Annotated in this window: 19 protein-coding genes; 9 read left to right on the forward strand and 10 right to left on the reverse strand. The window is 45.1% G+C overall.

What is annotated here, in order from left to right; all coding sequences use genetic code 11:
* Positions 1-13: 13 nt before the first annotated feature.
* The gene (locus QT998_RS03175) at positions 14-1,798 is read right to left on the reverse strand and encodes a metallophosphoesterase family protein (protein ID WP_333114035.1); all 1,785 of its coding nucleotides are present in this window, start codon (positions 1,796-1,798) and stop codon (positions 14-16) included.
* A gap of 661 nt (positions 1,799-2,459) precedes the next feature.
* Between QT998_RS03175 and QT998_RS03180 the strand changes: the two genes are divergently transcribed.
* Positions 2,460-2,744, forward strand: coding sequence for a hypothetical protein (locus QT998_RS03180; protein WP_194008076.1), 285 nt, complete (start codon positions 2,460-2,462; stop codon positions 2,742-2,744).
* A 239-nt stretch (positions 2,745-2,983) separates the two neighbouring features.
* On the opposite strand, the gene galT is transcribed toward QT998_RS03180, so the two are convergent.
* The 3 genes from galT to QT998_RS03195 form a co-directional block, all read right to left on the reverse strand.
* Positions 2,984-4,009, reverse strand: coding sequence for a galactose-1-phosphate uridylyltransferase (gene galT / locus QT998_RS03185; RefSeq protein WP_333090344.1), 1,026 nt, complete (start codon positions 4,007-4,009; stop codon positions 2,984-2,986).
* Positions 4,010-4,492: 483 nt separating this feature from the next.
* Positions 4,493-4,588 (reverse strand): CRISPR-associated endonuclease Cas2, encoded by a 96-nt coding sequence (locus QT998_RS03190; RefSeq protein WP_333090342.1) that lies wholly within the window; start codon positions 4,586-4,588, stop codon positions 4,493-4,495.
* Positions 4,585-4,911 (reverse strand): ATP-dependent RNA helicase, encoded by a 327-nt coding sequence (locus QT998_RS03195; protein ID WP_333090341.1) that lies wholly within the window; start codon positions 4,909-4,911, stop codon positions 4,585-4,587. Before QT998_RS03195 ends, QT998_RS03190 begins: the two co-directional genes overlap by 4 nt.
* A 164-nt stretch (positions 4,912-5,075) precedes the next feature.
* Between QT998_RS03195 and leuB the strand changes: the two genes are divergently transcribed.
* On the forward strand, positions 5,076-6,161 hold the full coding sequence (gene leuB / locus QT998_RS03200; RefSeq protein WP_333114037.1) for a 3-isopropylmalate dehydrogenase: 1,086 nt from the start codon (positions 5,076-5,078) through the stop codon (positions 6,159-6,161).
* Positions 6,162-6,441: 280 nt separating this feature from the next.
* Here the strand turns inward: leuB and QT998_RS03205 are convergent, their stop codons facing one another.
* Entirely contained in the window at positions 6,442-7,920 is a 1,479-nt protein-coding gene (locus tag QT998_RS03205; protein ID WP_333114040.1) for a bifunctional orotidine-5'-phosphate decarboxylase/orotate phosphoribosyltransferase, read from the reverse strand.
* Between the two features lie 221 nt (positions 7,921-8,141).
* Between QT998_RS03205 and QT998_RS27375 the strand changes: the two genes are divergently transcribed.
* The 4 genes from QT998_RS27375 (at position 8,142) to QT998_RS03220 (ending at position 10,334) form a co-directional block, all read left to right on the forward strand.
* A complete protein-coding gene (locus QT998_RS27375) occupies positions 8,142-8,264 on the forward strand; it encodes a pentapeptide repeat-containing protein (RefSeq protein ID WP_369293279.1) in 123 nt (40 codons plus the stop codon).
* Between the two features lie 64 nt (positions 8,265-8,328).
* A complete protein-coding gene (locus QT998_RS03210) occupies positions 8,329-8,466 on the forward strand; it encodes a pentapeptide repeat-containing protein (RefSeq protein WP_333217917.1) in 138 nt (45 codons plus the stop codon).
* A gap of 153 nt (positions 8,467-8,619) precedes the next feature.
* Positions 8,620-9,330 (forward strand): DUF547 domain-containing protein, encoded by a 711-nt coding sequence (locus QT998_RS03215; protein WP_333090332.1) that lies wholly within the window; start codon positions 8,620-8,622, stop codon positions 9,328-9,330.
* A gap of 575 nt (positions 9,331-9,905) precedes the next feature.
* Positions 9,906-10,334: a hypothetical protein gene (locus tag QT998_RS03220; protein ID WP_333090330.1), complete on the forward strand. Its 429-nt coding sequence runs from the start codon at positions 9,906-9,908 to the stop codon at positions 10,332-10,334.
* Between the two features lie 173 nt (positions 10,335-10,507).
* Here the strand turns inward: QT998_RS03220 and QT998_RS03225 are convergent, their stop codons facing one another.
* Positions 10,508-11,446: an SH3 domain-containing protein gene (locus QT998_RS03225; RefSeq protein WP_333114045.1), complete on the reverse strand. Its 939-nt coding sequence runs from the start codon at positions 11,444-11,446 to the stop codon at positions 10,508-10,510.
* A gap of 625 nt (positions 11,447-12,071) precedes the next feature.
* On the opposite strand from QT998_RS03225, the gene QT998_RS03230 reads away from it, so the two are divergent.
* Positions 12,072-12,515, forward strand: coding sequence for a hypothetical protein (locus tag QT998_RS03230; protein WP_333114047.1), 444 nt, complete (start codon positions 12,072-12,074; stop codon positions 12,513-12,515).
* A 203-nt stretch (positions 12,516-12,718) separates the two neighbouring features.
* Here the strand turns inward: QT998_RS03230 and QT998_RS03235 are convergent, their stop codons facing one another.
* Both QT998_RS03235 and pheS read right to left on the reverse strand, forming a co-directional pair.
* Positions 12,719-12,862: a hypothetical protein gene (locus QT998_RS03235; RefSeq protein ID WP_333114049.1), complete on the reverse strand. Its 144-nt coding sequence runs from the start codon at positions 12,860-12,862 to the stop codon at positions 12,719-12,721.
* A complete protein-coding gene (gene pheS / locus QT998_RS03240; protein WP_333090327.1) occupies positions 12,863-13,867 on the reverse strand; it encodes a phenylalanine--tRNA ligase subunit alpha in 1,005 nt (334 codons plus the stop codon).
* 726 nt (positions 13,868-14,593) lie between these two features.
* On the opposite strand from pheS, the gene QT998_RS03245 reads away from it, so the two are divergent.
* A complete protein-coding gene (locus QT998_RS03245) occupies positions 14,594-15,712 on the forward strand; it encodes a hypothetical protein (protein ID WP_333090325.1) in 1,119 nt (372 codons plus the stop codon).
* Between the two features lie 369 nt (positions 15,713-16,081).
* Here QT998_RS03245 and QT998_RS03250 read toward each other — a convergent pair whose 3' ends face one another.
* On the reverse strand, positions 16,082-16,723 hold the full coding sequence (locus QT998_RS03250; RefSeq protein ID WP_333091975.1) for a class I SAM-dependent methyltransferase: 642 nt from the start codon (positions 16,721-16,723) through the stop codon (positions 16,082-16,084).
* A gap of 100 nt (positions 16,724-16,823) precedes the next feature.
* Between QT998_RS03250 and hemH the strand changes: the two genes are divergently transcribed.
* On the forward strand, positions 16,824-17,987 hold the full coding sequence (gene hemH, locus QT998_RS03255; protein ID WP_333091974.1) for a ferrochelatase: 1,164 nt from the start codon (positions 16,824-16,826) through the stop codon (positions 17,985-17,987).
* A gap of 286 nt (positions 17,988-18,273) precedes the next feature.
* Here the strand turns inward: hemH and QT998_RS03260 are convergent, their stop codons facing one another.
* Entirely contained in the window at positions 18,274-18,885 is a 612-nt protein-coding gene (locus tag QT998_RS03260) for a DUF4126 domain-containing protein (RefSeq protein ID WP_333091972.1), read from the reverse strand.
* Positions 18,886-18,968: the final 83 nt, after the last annotated feature.

Consider the following 18,968-nt stretch of genomic DNA (forward strand, 5'->3'; position numbering starts at 1 on the left):
CAACTACCCAATTTCACGAATTTTTCAACTTAAACTCATCAAATTTTACAACTTTTGACTGCGGTTTCCGCGTATCAAAATAATAGCTGCTAACCGTACCGTTCCCAGTTTCAAAAATACTGAAAGCCGTAAGATCGTTGCTCTCAATATACGGCAGCGGCAGCCCGGTTTTCCCCAACAAAGGCGCTACAGTCGGCACCACAGGTTCCAATCCGTTCGGGTCTCCAATAGCGCTGTAATCCTCCCGATATGCCGGCGGCACAAATCGGCGCTTTTCCCCTACAAACGCACCGTAACTGTTGCCTACATTAGAAGTCTCCAAAAAGTGCATTCCGCTGGAACTCACAAACCGATTCCACAAATGCGAGTGTCCGTACAATACCAACTGCACGCCCGCTGTTTCTAGCAGCGGCACCACATCCCGAATCAGATAATCTTGCTGTTTCGGATATTCGTAACGCACCATCTTAATCTCGCCATCCTCAGTGCGATCGACTATTTGTACCGGGTCAGTATAAGCAGGTACAATATTGTCGCCGAGAGAATGTGGCGGGTAGTGAAACATCACAATTTTATATTTTGCCTGCTGAAATTGGACACTGTTTAATTCTTTTTCCAGCCAAGTATATTGATCGCTGCCCTTGACAATTGGCTCGAAAATATGCTGTCCGTATCCCCATTTTTCGGGACGGTCAAAATCTTCGTCCCGTTCCCGATATCTGCCTCTGGCCTCCGGGTCTAAATTCGGAGTCCGCCAGATATTTGTAACATACAAAGTCACTAACCGCACGTCCCCAAAAGTCACGGCATAATAATTTTGGTCGCTTGGTAAGCTAAAAATTTCGTTGTAGGTATCGCTGTTAAAACTATTATTTTTTAACAAAACATCTTGATTTTTTACCCCATATTTTTGAGTGAGGTATGGATATATTTTCTGGACTGCAGCGCGGGGGAAAGCATCCTTAAACTGGTCGTTCAGGGTGCTGGTAGTTGAAAACCTCCCCATGATTTCATGGTTCCCAATTGCCGGAAATAAGGGCGCGTGCTGGATCAGTTCGCCGCCGCCGTACACTGTTTTGATGCCGTTTTTGTCGAGCTCCGAGAAGGCGCGGCCTTGCAAAGCCGGGAAAAAGGCGCGCCCTCGGTAGTCGTCGAACCATTCGGAAGCGCGATCGGCTATATTAATTAAATCCCCAGCCATGAAAACCGCGTCAACTTTATCAATTGTTTCTGTTACTTTCTGGAGATTGGCTGCTGTCATCGGCATCAATTGATGGTCGGAAGTGAGAAGGATTTTGAGCGGTATTCCTGCTGCTGGTGTCGGAGAAAGTGTAAAAACTTTGCTGCTGACAGATGTGCCGTCTTTTTTGTAGCTGGTTACTAGATAAGGAATCCGCACATCGGGCGTTAAATTGCGGACTTCTGCTTCATGCCGCCAGATGTCGCGCACAATGGGATTGTTGTTAGTTATTCCCTGTTTCATTTCATCGGGAATTTGCGAGTCTTTGTCTTCTCTGGTGCGGCTTAGCTTGGTAGTATTTGCTGCGACAGTTTTATTTAAGTTTTTTCCGTAACTAACAGTGTTGCGAGTACCTATAAACTCGGTAAACCACACAACTCGCACCGAGTTTGCTGTGGGAAATTGCAGAAACGGGTCGGTTAAAAGTTGGGGTTTATTGAAGAATGATTGTACAATCAAACTTAGTAAGAGGACAATTAAAATCAAAACAGCAAAAAACCACAGGTTGCGAGAAGAACCTTGGGAAATTTCTGATTTATCTGGTAAGGGTGTTAACATAAGTTATTAGTTATTAGTTATTAGCTTGTAGGAAAAAGTTTCATTTGTCAAATAGAAATCCTAACAAATACATCTAAATCTGCCTTTTAAAAAATAAACTGCCAACGCTATCAAAAAGTTAAAAAATCAGTAAAATATCTCACATCTAACAAACCTCAACCATTTTTTCACATCTTCTCATCTCTGCATTCCCTTTCTCTGCATTCTCTTTCTCTGCGCCCTCTGCGTTCTCTGCGGTTCATAAAAAAAATACTTTGCACCAATTATTTAGACTTGCTACACACAAATCTTACCACCATCTGACACCTAAAATATCCAATAGAACAGACGGTTTATGGGTTGTAAAAGTTGGCAGGTTTCAAAGAGGAAGATGCTGATGTTTTGTGTTCTATTGCGGTAATTTTTCGCATGGCGCAGGCTGTCAACAATCCCCAAAAAAAGTTCGCGGAATGGTGCCCAAGTCTATTTTGCCGGAGGTAAAAATTTGTGAGAGCCAACTCTGAGGTGGTATGATAGCACGCGACTGAGTAAACAAGCTCGATCGCGATCGCACGAATTACACAAATTTATCACTGCGGTGGGTCGATCGCGATCGCACGAGCGTTAAAAATTCAGCTTAAGATTGGGATAAGTTGCAAATCTTATTTCAATCGAACTCAGCATGAAAAACCACACTGACGATTTTGCCAAACAGGATTTAGTCGATCGGGCTTTTGGAAGTCCAAACATCCCCGATCCCACAGCGTGGGTAGACGAACATTATTTTCTAGCTAATTTCGCCAATACTCTGGCCCACCTTCAAGAACATTTATCTGATGACAGTCGAGAAATCGGCGAGAGTGGCGACTCTGGCGAAGCGAGATTGTCGATCGACGGTAAAATTAGAGATATGTTGAAAGCTACTTTTAGCGATGACTGCTGGCAGTATGTCGAAGGTTTATTGTGAGTTGGGTCAACTTGTACCTCGATCGCTTTAGATCGCAAACTAAGCTGTACTGCATTTCAATTGTACATTAGACAAGATTGCAAAAATCCTCAACTCTTCAGGAAATTATTTGCGTTGAGTTCGGTTGATCTGCTTGAAATGTGCGATCCTGTGACTTATGCCAGAGATGATTAAAACTCATCAAATCATCTGCTGTCTTGACCTCGGACATTTTTAAAATCCTTGTGATTTATTATACTTTAGGTTTCGCGTAAATTAAGGTCGTCAGGAATTTTAATCGATCGCAAAAACTCGGCACTTTCCTCCGGCAAAGCACTATTGATAAACATCCCGCTACCCAACTCAAACCCAGCCTGCTTTGTGACTCTGGGAATAATTGCGATATACCAATGAAAGTATTTGGTTCCTTGTTCGGCAGTGGGAACCGATCGAATACTATAATTATAATCTGGATCGTTCAATCCGTAATAAAGCTGAGCGAGTACAGTTTTCAAAGTATCAGCAAGACCAATAATTTCCTCATCAGTAATATCATCAAACGAAGACGAATGCCGGCGCGGAAAAATCCAAATATGAAAGGGCGAAAGTGCAGCAAAAGGGATACAAGCGACAAAATCTTTGCTTTCAAAAATTACTCTCTCACGCGCCGCTAACTCATCTTCCAAAGTCCGGCAAAACAAACATTCTCCAGTGTCGTCAAAATATCTAATAGCTTCGTCGATCCGCCTGCGAAATTGGTTAGGCACAACGGGCGTAGCTGCTATTTGCGAGTGCGGATGTTCGATAGAAGTTCCGGCAGTTGGGCCGTGATTTTTAAAGATCACAATTGTTTCAATATAAGGATATTTTCTAATTTCTAAATAGCGCTGGCGGTATACTAAAAGTATGCTGGCAACTTCTTCAACGGTCAACAAAGCAGTAGTCAAATCATGTCGCGGGTGTTCGACAATTACTTCGTGAATGCCGATTCCCGACATCGTGCGGTAAATTCCTGATGATATCCTGAGCCGTTCTGCTGTCGGGGAGAGGGCGGGATATTTGTTAGCCATTGCTCTGACTTTCCAGCCAGTGTGCTCATCTGTCAAACGGCAAGTTTCTAAGGTTCCGTCTTCTTCGTTTCCCACACAAAACGGGCAATCGGCACGGTATGGCGGCACTGCTACAATCGTTTTTTTTGTGTTAGCAAATTTGTCCGGTCTTTTTGCCCGTTCGGTGGCGATGATTACCCAATCTCTGGTAATTAGATTTTGTCTAAGTTCAGACATTTTATTACTTTAATTTAAAAGGTTTAATCGTTTTTAAGTATAAATAAAAACTTGCATTATGTCAGTAGCTGGTTGCGGATATTTAATAAATCTTGATATTGAGGTGGGAAGGTATTAAAGAGATGGTGATGAATAAAGTTAACTAGAGCAATAGTGAATTGCCAAGAATTATGATAAAATAGATTCATCGCCACAGCTAGGAACTAATCTATGGTTCTCCAAATTAATCCCGCGAAACAAGAACCGGGGGCAGAGAAACCGCGTTTTTCACCTAATTAGTCTGCCCAAACCAAATATTTTCCCAAAAAACCTGGTTTCTAAACCTCCGAGTGCATAATTTTATCTAAAAAATTATTGCCCATTCCTCCCAATGTTTCTCAGAACTGTAAGTAATAGTCCGCCTCACCGAACCCGCATCTAAAACATAAATACACAGCGAATTCTACACCTGCTTAATCAACATTTAAATCTTCTGCTGAAGCTTCACAAAGTCAAAAAATACTCAAAAACACTGTACTGCATCCACCTTCGGTATCCACACAGCAACTTGTGCAGCCTAGTCCGCCGCTTGGGGATCACCAGCGGAGACTGTTAGCGATGGTTCTGATCGACACAACATAGATGAGTTTTTCGGGAAAATCGAGGTTTAGAGATTGGCTGAAGAGCAAAAGGGCGATCGCACTTTCCGTTTTTCCCGAACCCATCGCCACCCTCAGCAGCACATTTTCGCGGTTGAGAATTTGGCGGATTGTTTCTATTGGGAATTGTCGGGGTTGAAATCCAGTCAGCGCGCGAAAGTATTCGTTGATGTCAGTACCTGTATAGAATGTCTTCAGGGGCAAAAATCCCGTTTGTGCGATCGCGCACAGAAGCTGATATAATCCTAAGTTTCTGTACGCCATATTATATCCGCTCAACTACCATAATAAAAATGGTTTGTAGTCAGGACTTTAGTCCGCATCAATGCGAACACTTTAGCCCTCATTACAAACTAATTTTATGACAATCGTGCGAGCAGATATAATATAATTCCTCAAGAATCTACAATCAAAACCCCAAAATTGATATGACTCAAAACTACCGCATCACTCTTTTGCCGGGAGACGGCATCGGCCCGGAAATTATCGCTGTAGCGGTAGATGTCCTGAAACTTGTCGGCAAACAATTGGACATCCGCTTTGAATTTCAAACAGCATTAATAGGCGGCGCTGCTATTGACGAAACAGGCAATCCGCTGCCCGAAAAAACTATGGAAAAATGCCGCAACAGCGATGCAGTATTACTAGCAGCCATCGGCGGTTACAAGTGGGATAATTTGCCGCGCGAACAGCGCCCGGAAACAGGATTATTAGGAATGCGCGCCGGATTGGGATTGTTTGCAAATTTGCGTCCTGCAACTATTTTACCGCAATTAGTCGATGCTTCTTCCTTAAAAAAAGAAGTTGTCGAAGGCGTGGATATTATGGTAGTCCGCGAACTTACAGGCGGCATTTATTTCGGCAAACCCAAAGGCATTTTTGAGACAGAAACCGGGGAAAAACGCGGTGTAAATACAATGGCTTACACCGACTCGGAAATTGACAGAATCGGGCGAGTCGCTTTTGAGACTGCCAGGAAGCGCGGAAAAAGGCTATGTTCCGTTGATAAAGCGAATGTTTTGGATGTTTCGCAACTGTGGCGCGATCGCATCATTTCCCTTTCCCAAGAATACCCCGATGTCGAACTTTCTCACCTATACGTTGACAACGCAGCAATGCAGTTGATTCGCTGGCCAAAACAGTTCGATACCATAGTCACTGGCAACTTATTCGGCGACATTCTTTCCGACGCGGCGGCGATGTTAACTGGTAGTATTGGAATGCTACCTTCTGCTAGTTTAGGAGCAAGCGGGCCTGGAGTTTTTGAACCAGTGCACGGTTCCGCGCCGGACATCGCCGGACAAGATAAAGCAAATCCCATCGCCCAAGTTTTAAGCGCGGCAATGATGTTGCGCTATGGGTTAAATCAGCCAGAAGCTGCTAATAAAATCGAGCAAGCAGTTATCAAAGTTTTGGATAAAAATTACCGCACGGGCGATATCATGTCAGAAGGCATGAAACAGGTCGGTTGTCGGGCGATGGGCGATGCTTTAATTGAAGTTTTGCAAGGTTAATTTCGCTGCTAGGGTGCTTCTTACCCTTTACTCGTTATATCAATTCCGGTTGCACTCATACATGATGTGAACTGTTAACTGTTAACAGTCAACAGTCAACAGTGAATTTACTATTCCGATCAAGAGAGGATTTGATATTACTCGTTCCCAGGCAGAGCCTGGGAACGCATTTCATGAGGCTCTGCCTCCATTAAAACAAAGCAAACGAGACAGAATTTTGGAGGCTCAGCCTCCAGATATCAATTACCAGGATCTGCCTGGTAATTATAAATTATATACTTTAACCTTCCGCAGTCAACATATTAAATTGCTCCGTATTAATGCGATTTGCTTGATACAAAATTTGAGCAATTTCTGAAAGCGCTAGTACAGAATGCGCGCGATAACCGTTGGTCTGCAATTTATCTTTTACACCCTGTTCGTGGTCGATCAAAACCACAATATCTTCTACATTTAACCCCGCAGATTTTAACTTGCCCGCACCTTCCATCACGCTTTTGCCACTAATCAAAATATCATCGACTACGACAATCGTTTCTCCCGCCTGAAAATGCCCTTCAATTAACTTACCCGCACCGTAAGTTTTCACTTCTTTGCGCGGAAAAATCATCGGGCGTTCCATCCGTAATGCTAAACCAGTTGCTGTGGGTAAAGAACCGTAGGGAATTCCGGCAATGCGATCGAATTTTAAATCCTTGAGAATGTCTGCATAGGCGCTGACAATTTGATGAAAGATTTGCGGAATTGAGATGATTTTTCGCAAGTCGATGTAATAGGGAAATAGTGCGCCCGATGCTTGTACGTGGTCGCCAAAAACTACGCAGCCGATGTCATAAAGTTGCAAGATTAAATCGCGGTTGGGTTCTGGTTGCAAAAAACACACGTCGGGCAGCCACAATTCGCAAGTTGGACTGCCTGCGATCGCCCGCAGCCTCTGTTCGTTAATTTTATCCCGCAATTTCTCAATTTCTCGGCGCGGCTCTTGTTTCGCGAACAAACTCGGAGGAATTGGCAGCAATAAATCCTCACCATTCTTGCTTAAACCGGCCGCCAGCAGTTGTACGAGGTCGTTCTCTTCTGCGATGTCATTTTCTTCGGCGATGTCTCCTTCAACTAAAATCAGCCGTTCTGGAGCCGCTTGGCGGATACGCGCCAACAAATCGGGCATTACTCCTACTTCCAAACCGAGTTTTTCGGGAGTTCCCCAAGTCTGAGAGAGTCGGACTAATTGCAAGTACAAAGGGTTGTCTGCTGTCGGGTATTCTTGCAATGCGGCGGCTGACGGGTTGGCAGTGGCACAGAGGACAAAAACAGTTTTTCCGGGATATAATAAAAATGGTGCTACTTCGTCGAATCCGGCATAGGGACTTAGAGTAATAGCGTCAAATTGCCAGTCTTCAAATACGGTTTTGGCAAACACTCCGCTGGTGTTTAAATCGCTGTGTTTGGCATCTAAAATTACGGGAATATGGCGGGGAATTATTGTTAAAATTTGTTGCAGCAGTTCCCAGCCGGGGATGCCGAGAGATTGATAAAAACCGAGGGTGAGTTTGCAGGCACAAATTAAATCGGCTGTTTGGTCGATCGCACTTTTGAACCTTGCCAACAAATCAGTCACAAAACTTTGAATTTCTTCTCCAGTCATCGAAACCAGCGCCGGCAAGGTTTCTGGGTCTGGATCTAGGGCTAAATACAGCAAACTTTGATTGCTTTCAACAGCCGCTAACAGTTTATCGAAAAAGTGGCTTTTATTGGTCATATTTGGTAGGGGAGGTAAGGGGAAATACAAATTTGACTCAAAAACTGGGATTGGTGTTGTGCCGCAATCAACCGAGCTCCGTTGAAGTTTAAATTAAGAATCTTTTATAATTGTAGAAGGTAAAGACCATGAAATCTGTAACTTTTGGAGCAGTTTTATTTGGACTGCTTTTCGGGTTGGCCGCAGGGGTGATTGCAGGTAATCTTCAGCAACTAAATTAGTTGCTGCAAACTAACCAGTGTCGCGGATGCGATTTGAGAAGCATTCCCCTGCCACAAGCTAGTTTAGTAAATGCCGATTTGCAAGGGGCGGATTTGATATCGTTTCCGGTTGCATCGGAATGATGTTGACTGTTGACTGTTGACTGTTAACTGTTAATTTACTATTCCGATGAAGCGAGGATTTGATATGAGAGGTGCAAATCTCAGAGAAGCTAATTTATCCAGGGCAAATTTCAGCGGGGCTTTTTTGCGACAAGCTAATTTAATTGGGGCAGATTTGACCGGATCAAATTTGGATAATGCTAAGCTAAAAGGGGCGACTTAGGTTGACGGTAGTATCAAATAAGCTGTACTGTATTTAAATTTAACTTTTGGGCTGCGTCGGAATACCTAGTTTACTCATTGTTTAAAAAAAATAAGCGTACAAATAGAACTAGAACCTAAAGCAATATCCGCCTTAGAATGTGGATGGTAATGAATGATAAATTCGATCGACTTTTCGACTTGGGACGACTTGCTGCAACGCTACGTTGATGCTGGGGGCCGTGTTAATTATGGGCGCTGGAAAGCTGAGGGGGCAGATGTTTTGAGCGCTTGGCTGGCAACTTTGGCAGATGTAGATTTAGCTGCTGTTACGGATGCGGATGCGCGGCTGGCGTTGTGGCTGAATGCGTACAATGCGATCGCAATTTCTCAAGTTCTCGAAGTATACCCGATCGCGTCCATCCGTCCCAAAATTTTAGGAATTCCGAATTGGCTAGCTTTTTTGGATTTCTTCACCCGTTCAAACTCGATTATTGGCGGCAAAAAGTACAGTCTCAATCAAATCGAACACGCAATTTTGCGGCCCTCCTTTGCGGAAGCGCGCATTCATTTTGCCTTAGTTTGCGCTGCACTCGGGTGTCCGCTGTTGCGTCGCGGCGCTTATTTTCCAGAGTCGGTACGGGCGCAACTAGAGGCTGATACCAGCAGTTTTATTCGCAATCCCGATAAGGTGCGGTACGATGCTGCGAAAAAGACGCTTTATTTGAGCAAAATTTTTGAGTGGTACGGGGAGGATTTTGTGCAGGCGGCGGGTTCGGTGGCTGAGTATGCGGGCGGTTATTTGAGGCCGGAGGTGGCTGTGGATGATGAATGGGCGATCTTTTTTTTGCCTTACGATTGGAGTTTAAATCAAGTTGAGATTTGAGATTTTCCCAAAGCAGCAGTTATTTTTGATGGTTGATATATAGCCTTTCTCGTAAAGATGAGGTATGTCCGGTAATTGGGAATTGGGCATTGGGCATTGGGCATTGGGAATCGCAAGTGCCTATAGAACCCATTTGATATCTATTCTGCGTAAATCTCAGAAACCGGGTTTCTCTCTATATTTATCGTCATCCAAAAACTCCAAGAATACCCGGTTTCTAGCCCCTTGCGTAAATCTCAGAAACCAGTTTTTATCTATATTTATCGTCATCCAAAAACTCAAAGATGTCAAATGGGTTCTATAGACAAAGCTGCATAAATATTTGATTGATGAGTTAACCGCAGATTTCAAGCGGATAAACACTGATGGACGCAGATAATTTAATATAGTCTGCCAATGAGTTTCAACAGTTGACAGCTTGCTTGTTGACAGTTACCTCTTCCTTCCGCGAAGAGGTTTGCGGGTGAGGGAAATTAATTTTTCCATTCTTCCGACAAGGGGGAAGCTTTAAACCCATTTTTTCTGGTCAAAAGCAGGATTTTAGCCTGCGCTACAAAAGTTATTGGAGATGTCTAATGAACAAATCTACTCTCGCTCGATCGCTCTTTTTCCTGTCTGTGTTCGCCTGCATCCAAATTCCCGCCGCAGCATTTTCGCAACCTGCAACTCGCTCTGGCTACGAAACAATTAATCCTAAACGGTTCATAACCGATCGCAAAATTACGGTTTCCAACCCCAAAGATATCGCAGCCAAACTCTTTATTCTCGATCGAGAATCTGAAGGCAGAAAAAGCGATGGCATTTTGGTTGAATATCCCACGCGAGAAACCGCCGTAATTGTTCATACAGTCGTCGGCTTGGCTGACGATTCTGTTGCGGGAATGCGCCACCGCATCGAACTCAGGCTCAGGCAAAATAAGTGGGAAATTGTCTGGATTGGCCGACAATCGAAGTGTCAGCCAAATCGCGGACACCAAAATTGGGCAAGCGGCCGCTGTAAGTAGAAAGATCGATCGGCTTTTTGCTCAGTACCAATCAGCGCCCGGAGAAACCGCACCGCAACAAGATGAATCACCCACAATTAAATTGGTTTGTAGTAAGGACAAAGAGTCCTTATTCGCTCAAATGCGGTTGAGAAGACTCAAATCCTCACTACAAACCGATCGAACTTCTCAGTTTACTTGCACATGATCAAATTTCCAGCCGAGATAAATCCCGGAACAGGCCCTGAAATCTCAACCCAGTTGCGGTTTTCTCCATTCTTGTCTTTCACTAACTGGAAATTCGGCACAAGCGTTACTTGACCGTTAGCTGCTACGCCACCTTTAATCGCAGCAGTCTTTGAAGGCTCTGCGCGAATAGCCAGACCCTTGGGCGCTACCCGAGGTTCTACCTGGCGGCACAGACTGACGGGGCCTGTCGCTGCTGGTGCTGGTGTCGCTGCGGGCGCTGGTGTCGCTGCGGGCGCTGGTGTCGCTGCGGGCGCTGGTGTCGCTGCTGGTGCTGGTGTTGGTGCGGGCGCTGGTGTCACTGCTGGTGCTGGTGTTGGTGCGGGCGCTGGTGCGGGCGCTGGTGAGGGCGCTGGTGCTGGCGTTGGTGCGGGCGCTGGTGAGGGCGCTGGCGTTGGTGCTGGCGCTGGCGCTGGTGCCGGTGCTGGTGCGGGTGCTGGTGCGGGCGCTGGACTTGGGGAAGGATTTTGACTAATTGTGCAGGAAGCTATATTAGCCTCGTTGTTGGGGTATCCGGTAGCAATGTATCCTTTTACCGGAGAGGTAATTTGAATCCAGAGGCGACCGTCGGAGGCTTTAACAGAAGTCGCACCTTGGAACAGTGTTATCTGAGTATTCATTGCTACACCGCCCACTCTTGGGGATTTGGGGTCTGGGTTCTGACGAACGGTCAAACCTTCTTTGGGAGTGACTTTGCGGCAAAGGGGGCCTGTTTGGGCTATTTGAAAGGTGGCGCTGTTTTCAAAGGAAATATTTTCAGCATCCTGACTGGTGGTGGATATGGGTGGGGCAGCATGACCGATCGCCCGAGCCTGCAAACTTCCGGCTACAAGTGCGATCGCGCCCAGCAATACAGCGGGCTTGTTCCAGCAATTCAAGTTTTTCATCCGTTCAACTCCTCATCTCATCAAAACCATTATCTTTATTGCAGGTCAATATAGCAAAAAAATCGATTTGTATTCCATAAAAATGTTTTACATAACATTGTTTATCCTTTTTACTAAAATTTTATTCAAAAAAATTAATCTTTGCTGAATTAAGCCAAGACAAATTAAGGTGCTGCACCTGTCAATTGCTGGCTATCTTAGAACCGGAGAGGGAAAAGGGAAAAGGGGGAGGCTCAACAGTCAACAGTTAACAGTAGCTTAAATGCGTGAGTGTCGATCGCACCTCAGTCGATCTAGCCACCACAAGTCCCAATCGCTAGCATTCCTGAAAATTCCCTAATCTGTAGATATAAAGTCAACTGTTCAATCGCCCATCACAAATCACAAATCTAAAATAGACTGTTGAAACCCGCAAAACCTGGCATTTGAAATCTATTCTAATAATTTCCAATCTAAAATCTAAAATCTAAAATCTAAAATTGATAGACTGATGTTTTTTGTTTCAATCTATCAAAAGACTGATCTTTTTAAATAGAGCGTCGTTGCATAAGCTCTATCTAGAGAATGGTTCAGTCGATCGCTGCGATAGGGTAGAAATAGAATGTCAAACTTCAATTTTTAATCTATGAAACTGAATTATTTTACCAAAGGGCTTTCGACTGTCGGGCGCTATCTAGCTGCAACCGTGCTTTCCGTATCAGCAATGGCATTTGTTTGGCAGGGTGCGTATTTCTCGAACACCGCAGCCCTAGCCTCTCCTGCTATAAACTCCATCGCAGCAGCAGATATTGGCGATAACGTGCAAGAAAAAGCCAGCAAAGATGCTGGACGCACCAAGAATTTCCTCAAAGATACAGAAGAAAAAGTTAAGGACGCCGCCAAGACAAATGCCGCCAAAGTCGATCGAGCATCGGATAATGGTAGTTTCGTAGAGCGCAAAGCGAAGGAAGATGCAGCTACGATTGAGAAAAGAGCCGAAGAAGATTCTGCTCGCACTCAAGAAGCAGTAGATAACACCAAGAACGCTGTCGAGCGCGTTGTTGACAGCATCAAGGATGCTTTTAACTAGACAATCAATAATATAGTGTTGGCTCGCTCCACCACTGTCAAACTGGTTCGTAGTCAGGACTTTAGTCCTTTTTGCCCCAAATACTAAAGTCCTCACTAAAAACCAAAAGTATTAAAGGTTCGTAGTGAGGACTTTAGTCATTCTTTTTAAGGTTTGATCGTTCGGAATGCGAGTCCTTCTTTTCCCAAATACTAAAGTCCTAACTAAAAACCAATCCAATTCGGGTGAAACTCTTCAGAAATCAGAGCGTGTTTTTTGGCCCTTTTCTCATCCCCCGAAACCCACAGCATCGCTCTGCATTTACCCAAACCTCCAGACAGAGCCTCAAACCGATCGCAATTCATCATTTAAAATTGCCGCAAAAAGCGCAAATCGCTAGAATAAACCCGGCGAATATCGTCAATTTCATAAAGTACCATTGCGAACCGCTCCACACCAAAACCAGCCGCAAATCCAGTATATTTTTCTGGATCTAAACCGACTCCTTTAAGAACATTCGGATCGACCGCGCCGCAGCCCAAAACTTCTAGCCATTTGCCGTTCCACTGCAAATCAACTTCAGCAGAAGGTTCTGTAAACGGAAAGTAACTCGTGCGGAAACGAATCGGCAAATCTTGCCCAAACATTTGCCGCAAAAACTCTTTAATTGTGCCTTTTAAGTCAGTAAATGTCAGGCCTTCACCGATCGCTAAAAGTTCGATTTGGTGAAAAACTGCTGCGTGAGTAGCATCCACAGTATCGCGGCGGTAAACGCGGCCGGGAGAAACAATCCGAATCGGCGGTTTGTGCTGTTCCATGTAGCGAATTTGCACCGATGATGTCTGAGTCCGCAGCAAGTCGCCTCCCGGCAGATAAAATGTATCTTGCATATCCCGCGCCGGGTGGTCGGGCGGGGTGTTCAGCGCCTCAAAGTTGTAATAATCTGTTTCCATTTCCGGGCCGTTGGCGACGGTGTAGCCGAGACCGACAAAAATATCGAGAGCGCGGTCTATGACGGCGTTTAAGGGGTGAACGCGGCCTTGGGGGCGAAAAATCCCCGGCATGGTGACATCGAGGGTTTCTGAGGCTAATTTGGCTTGGATTTGGGCAGTTTGGAGGCCGGCGCGTTTGTCTTCTAAGTCGGCTTGCAGGGCTTCTTTTACCGTATTGGCGATCGCGCCTACTTTGGGCCGCTGGTCTGGCGACAGTTTGCCCATCATGCCTAAAATCTGAGATAGTTGGCCTTTTTTGCCAAGGTAGCCGACGCGCAACTGTTCGAGTTGTTCGAGGGTATTCGCCGTGGCGATCGCACTTTTGGACTCTTGACCGAGGATTTCTAGTTGAGTTTCAATATCGCTTAGTTGGACAGTCATCTTGATTTTAGATTTTAGATCTGAGATTTTAGATTGAAGGCTGTTTTGAACCAAGCTGAGTTTACCGCAATCTTGGCACTACCGGCTTGTATATTTGAGATTTTAGAACAAACCGTGAAAAATGGGCACTGCGGGCGATCGTTAGTCATTAGTCATTAGTCATTAGTTAACAGTCAACAGTCAACAGTCAACAGTGCCACCGGAATTGTTGATACAATTAATCTGCGTTAATCTGTATTTATCAGCCCTCATCTGCGGTTTAAAAAAAAGATAATTTATCACCGCAGATGACAATTGATTGACGCCGATTCACGCAGATGCAGAGAAATCATTAGTCAATTGTAAAATCCTGTCAACAGTCAACAATCACTGACGTTGCAACCAGGGTAAACGCATCTTGGTAGACAATGCTGTGCGTGTGAGTTTGTGCGCGATCGCAATTATCGATTTTAGCCGGTTTAGCCACCCGATCGACCGCGCGACATTATTTTGGGTATTTTTGCTTAGGCGATCGTGGATGGGGCGATCGACCTTTCGGCTCAAATCCGCTGAAATATAAAGTATTGCGGGTATGCAGACAGCAGTGGGCCTTCCTGCGGATATCGGTAACAGTCGATCGAATTTGAATTCAATTGCCGACAACTCAAGAGAATCTATTAAGATATATAGACTTGCCCAAATCTTGCCAGTTCAAGATTGCAAGTTCAGACTCTACTGGAGCTTCTCATGTTAGCCGAGCTAATCTCTTCCAGACGCATACTCAAAGCCAAACTCCTCGACTTCTTAGGACTTCCCGAAAATTGCGAAGACAAAACAGATAACATCGTCAACCGAATTGTATCCGTACTAGAAATAAACGCAGCCGAACAACAAAGATTTTTGGAGACATTCAAAAGTGAATTAGCCGTCGCTCCGGTAGAATTAGAAGCAATGCTCAAGTGTTCGCCAGCAGAACGGCAGCAGTGGATCGAACAAGGCAAACTTCCTATTTTAGAATACCGCTCTTTCCTCAAATCTGGAATTCATTTAGAATATCCCGTTCACGACAGAAGATTCATCTTAACTCTCACGCCAGCAGACATTAACAACTGGCGCAAAGAGCCCAAAGCGCCGCTCAAAACTAATGGCCAAACAGCGGCTGCTGTCAGTACAAAAAACCCCGAAGAAAACGAACAATCCCGAATAGCTTTTAGTTCAGCTTGGGAAAAAATAATTGCCGACTGGAAAGAACAAGGTTCGGCGGAAATTTCTGCAACCTTCCAGCTAGCTTACTGGACAGTTTGGGCATCACGGTGGGCAAAAGAAAATCAGATCAAAAGTCAAGGAAGTGAATCTAAGAAAATCTACGAAACTCACCAGCAGGAATGGTACCACCGCAAAAATCAAGCAGTTAAGTTACTGATTGAAATGCCCTACGCCATGCTTTACTTTTATCGTCCTCCCGATGGTGACAAATTATATCTGGAACTGTGCGACGACCACCAGGATATGATGAAAGATGACTACTATTGGGACAAGTGGGAGTTTTTTAATCAGAATCGCAAACTGGTAAATAGATGCCGCGAATGCGTGTACTGCGAAACCAAAGATTATTACTCGCTTTACTATCTCGAAATCAAGAGCGATAAGTTTCCCGATTTTAGTTTTTCTTACCACACGCCGTACACCATCGGCCGAAAATTTTTGCCGCATCCCGAAACGCTTCCTCCCGTTGACCACGTAGAACAAGACGGCATTTTTCGCTTTGGCCGCCCGCTGCTACAACAAGAAAAAGTTATTCACACAGAAAAGGATGTGTTGCTCAAGTTTGAGGCGGCTTTGGCTGAGGCCAAAAAGTTTGTTTAGTCAGTAGTCAGTAGTCATTAGTCATTAGTCATTAGTCATTAGTCATTAGTCATTAGTCAGTAGTCAGCAGTCAGTAGTCAGTAGTCATTAGTCATTGGTTTAAAAGTAGAGTAATGTGCACGCGCGCCGACTTGAGAAACCGGGTTTCTTTTAATATTTATCGTCACTCAACCCACAACTTGTAAAAGCCCGGTTTCTTGTTCGCGCACTCACGACCAGAGAAACCGGGTTTCTTTCAATATTTATCGTTGCTGTTACGAATAATCGTAGAAAACCGGTTTTTTACCGTGATAGATCCGTCCGTTACTACTAACCAATAACCAATAACCAATAACCAATAACCAATAACCAATAACCAATAACTACTAACTATTTTTCAACTTGGATTACTTGAATGCTGCCACCCGCATAAAGTTTAGCTTGTTGATTTGCTTGGGAATTGTTAGGTTGAAATCCAACTTCGGCCAACAAACTATTCAAGTCAGTTTCGATTAACTCCCAAGCAGTTTCAGTCTCAAACAACCACAAAAATACAGCTAACCCCGGCCAAAATACTGGATTTGTGGGCCGATGAAAATCTACCAAAGTGAATACACCCCCCGGCTTGAGTACGCGGTAAACTTCTTGAAAGATTTCCCTCAACTGTAGGGGCTGCATTTCGTGCATCGCCACGCTGCTGTGTACCAAATCAAAATGACAGTCGGGAAAAGGCATGGATTCGGCAAAAGCTTCTACATACTTGGCTGACGGTACATTTTTTCTGGCCCGTTCGAGCGATCGCGGCGAAGCGTCAAGTCCTGTGACATCCTGGGAATATTGCACGAGAAACTGCGTAGTTTGACCGCTACCGCAACAAAGGTCTAAAATTTTAGTTTCCGCGCTAGGGGTCAAATTTTGCAGGGCTAGCTGGCGAAAACGAGCCTCGCCACCTACGCTCAAAGCAGCCAGACGGGCGATCGCGTCGTACAGCCACTGATACCGATAACTTAAATCTCTAAAAATTGTTGCCATAGTCAAAATTATGTATAGCTTGTTATCGACTTAAGATATCATGAGGCTATATTGTTAAAATAAGTAACAGAACTGAGACGATGGGAGAGCTGTAACTGCTATGGGCCGTGTGGGAGTATTGCTATTAAACTTGGGCGGGCCAGATCAAATCGAGGATGTCCGTCCTTTCCTGTTCAACTTGTTTGCTGACCCGGAAATCATTCGCATTCCGTTTCCGTGGATGCAGAAACCGCTCGCCTGGTTGATTTCGACCCTGCGATTTCAGAAATCCCAGGAAAACTACCGCCAAATCGGGGGCGGCTCTCCTTTGCGCCGGATTACCGAAGAACAAGCCGCTTCGCTGCAAGAACTCTTGCAAGAAAAGGGACAAGATGCCCGAGTATACGTGGGGATGCGCTATTGGCATCCTTTTACCGAAGAAGCGATCGCCAAAATTAAGCGCGATCGCATCGAACAGTTGGCAATCTTGCCGCTATATCCTCAATTTTCCATCAGTACCAGCGGTTCTAGCTTCCGGCAGTTAGAAGAAATGTGGGGCAAAGATCCAGCCCTCAGCGAGATCGAATACACCGCTATTCCTTCTTGGTATCAACGGCCTGGTTACATTCAGGCGATGTCGGAACTGATCGCCCAAGAATTAGACAACAGTCCACATCCCGATCGAGTTCACATCTTTTTCAGCGCCCACGGTGTCCCCCTCAGCTACGTAGAAGAGGCTGGAGACCCCTATCAGCGCGAGATTGAAGATTGCACTCGTCTGATTATGGAACATTTGAACCGATCGAACGAACACACCCTCGCCTATCAAAGTCGGGTTGGCCCGGTGGAATGGCTCAAGCCTTACACCGAAGACGCGATTACCGAATTGGCAGAAAGTGGAGTCGAAGATTTGTTGGTAGTTCCGATTAGTTTTGTTTCGGAACACATCGAGACTCTGCAAGAAATTGACATGGAGTATCGAGAACTAGCAGAAGAATCGGGCATTGAAAATTTCTACCGAGTGCCCGCACTGAATACTCATCCGGTGTTTATTGAGGCCTTGGCCGATTTAGTCATCGAGTCGATCGAATCTCCCAGCGTTAAATTCTCTGATGTAGTACGCCCTTCCAAGAGAGTCAAAATGTACCCTCAAGAGCAATGGGAGTGGGGTTTGACGACGGGGGCCGAAGTCTGGAACGGTCGTGTAGCAATGATTGGTTTTATAGCATTAGTGATCGAGTTAGTTACGGGTCAAGGCCCGCTACACTCGATCGGCTTGCTTTAAACAATCGGTTGTGCGATCGATCTTTAGGGACGGCTTAAGCCAGCAATCAGTGGTCTTAACTTCAATCTGAAATTCTTGATATCTCTGGTTTGTATTTAAGTATCGATCCCCCCTTAGCTTGCTCTCTACTCCCCCTTCCCTAGGGGGATATGACCCCGGCAAGAAACGAGAAATACAAAGGGGTTCCAGACAATTGTTAACACCAACAGCAGACAAACAACCTGCGCCTAAAACCCGCCCCCGCCCCTGAGAACCGCCAGAGGGCGGTCTTTGTATCTACCTTAAACTAATCTGGATCGTGCTTGTGGCGGCGGGGATTTTCCCCATCGGCCACTATTCCCTGACTTCTGTACCAGCGATACCACTCTTTAGAACTGCGAATTGCCAGCCACAGCAGCAGCATAGCAACTAACGCTCCCTGTCGCGGGGCATCAAAGGCAAATAAAACCAAAGAAATGCACAGAATATCTTGCAAAAAAATTACCCAAATCGGCAAACCCCGCAGCCGGTAAAGCCATCCTGCTTGTACCAGTTGCAGCACTAAAGCCAACAAACCTCCGACAATACCAATAATCCACAGCATCCAGGGATGAGCAATAATTTCGTTGATCGAACTTACCTGAGCGATCGCAATTCCCATAATTGCTCCTACAATGGGACTAAAAATAATCTGCACAACTTGCAGCACCCGCTGTCCCACAAAAGTTTTAGAAGCAAATAACTCTAACAGCGACCAACTCACTAAGATGGTAATAGCCACTTGGGGAGGAACCCCCGATAATAGAGGTATTTCCGACCAAAGTTTATCAATCCGCAACAAACCAATTAACAGCAGGGGCAGGGCAATTCTCATACCCCCCGCCGCCGATGCAGATAACGCGGCTAGGAGTCCAACCATAATAATAATTGAGTTTAGAACATTTGCTAGAGCCTCGATCTATGTCACAATTTACTTCCCCTAGTGACTGGCTGTGATTTGAG

Source organism: Microcoleus sp. S1D4 (assembly GCF_036700765.1).
Classification (GTDB): domain Bacteria; phylum Cyanobacteriota; class Cyanobacteriia; order Cyanobacteriales; family Microcoleaceae; genus Microcoleus.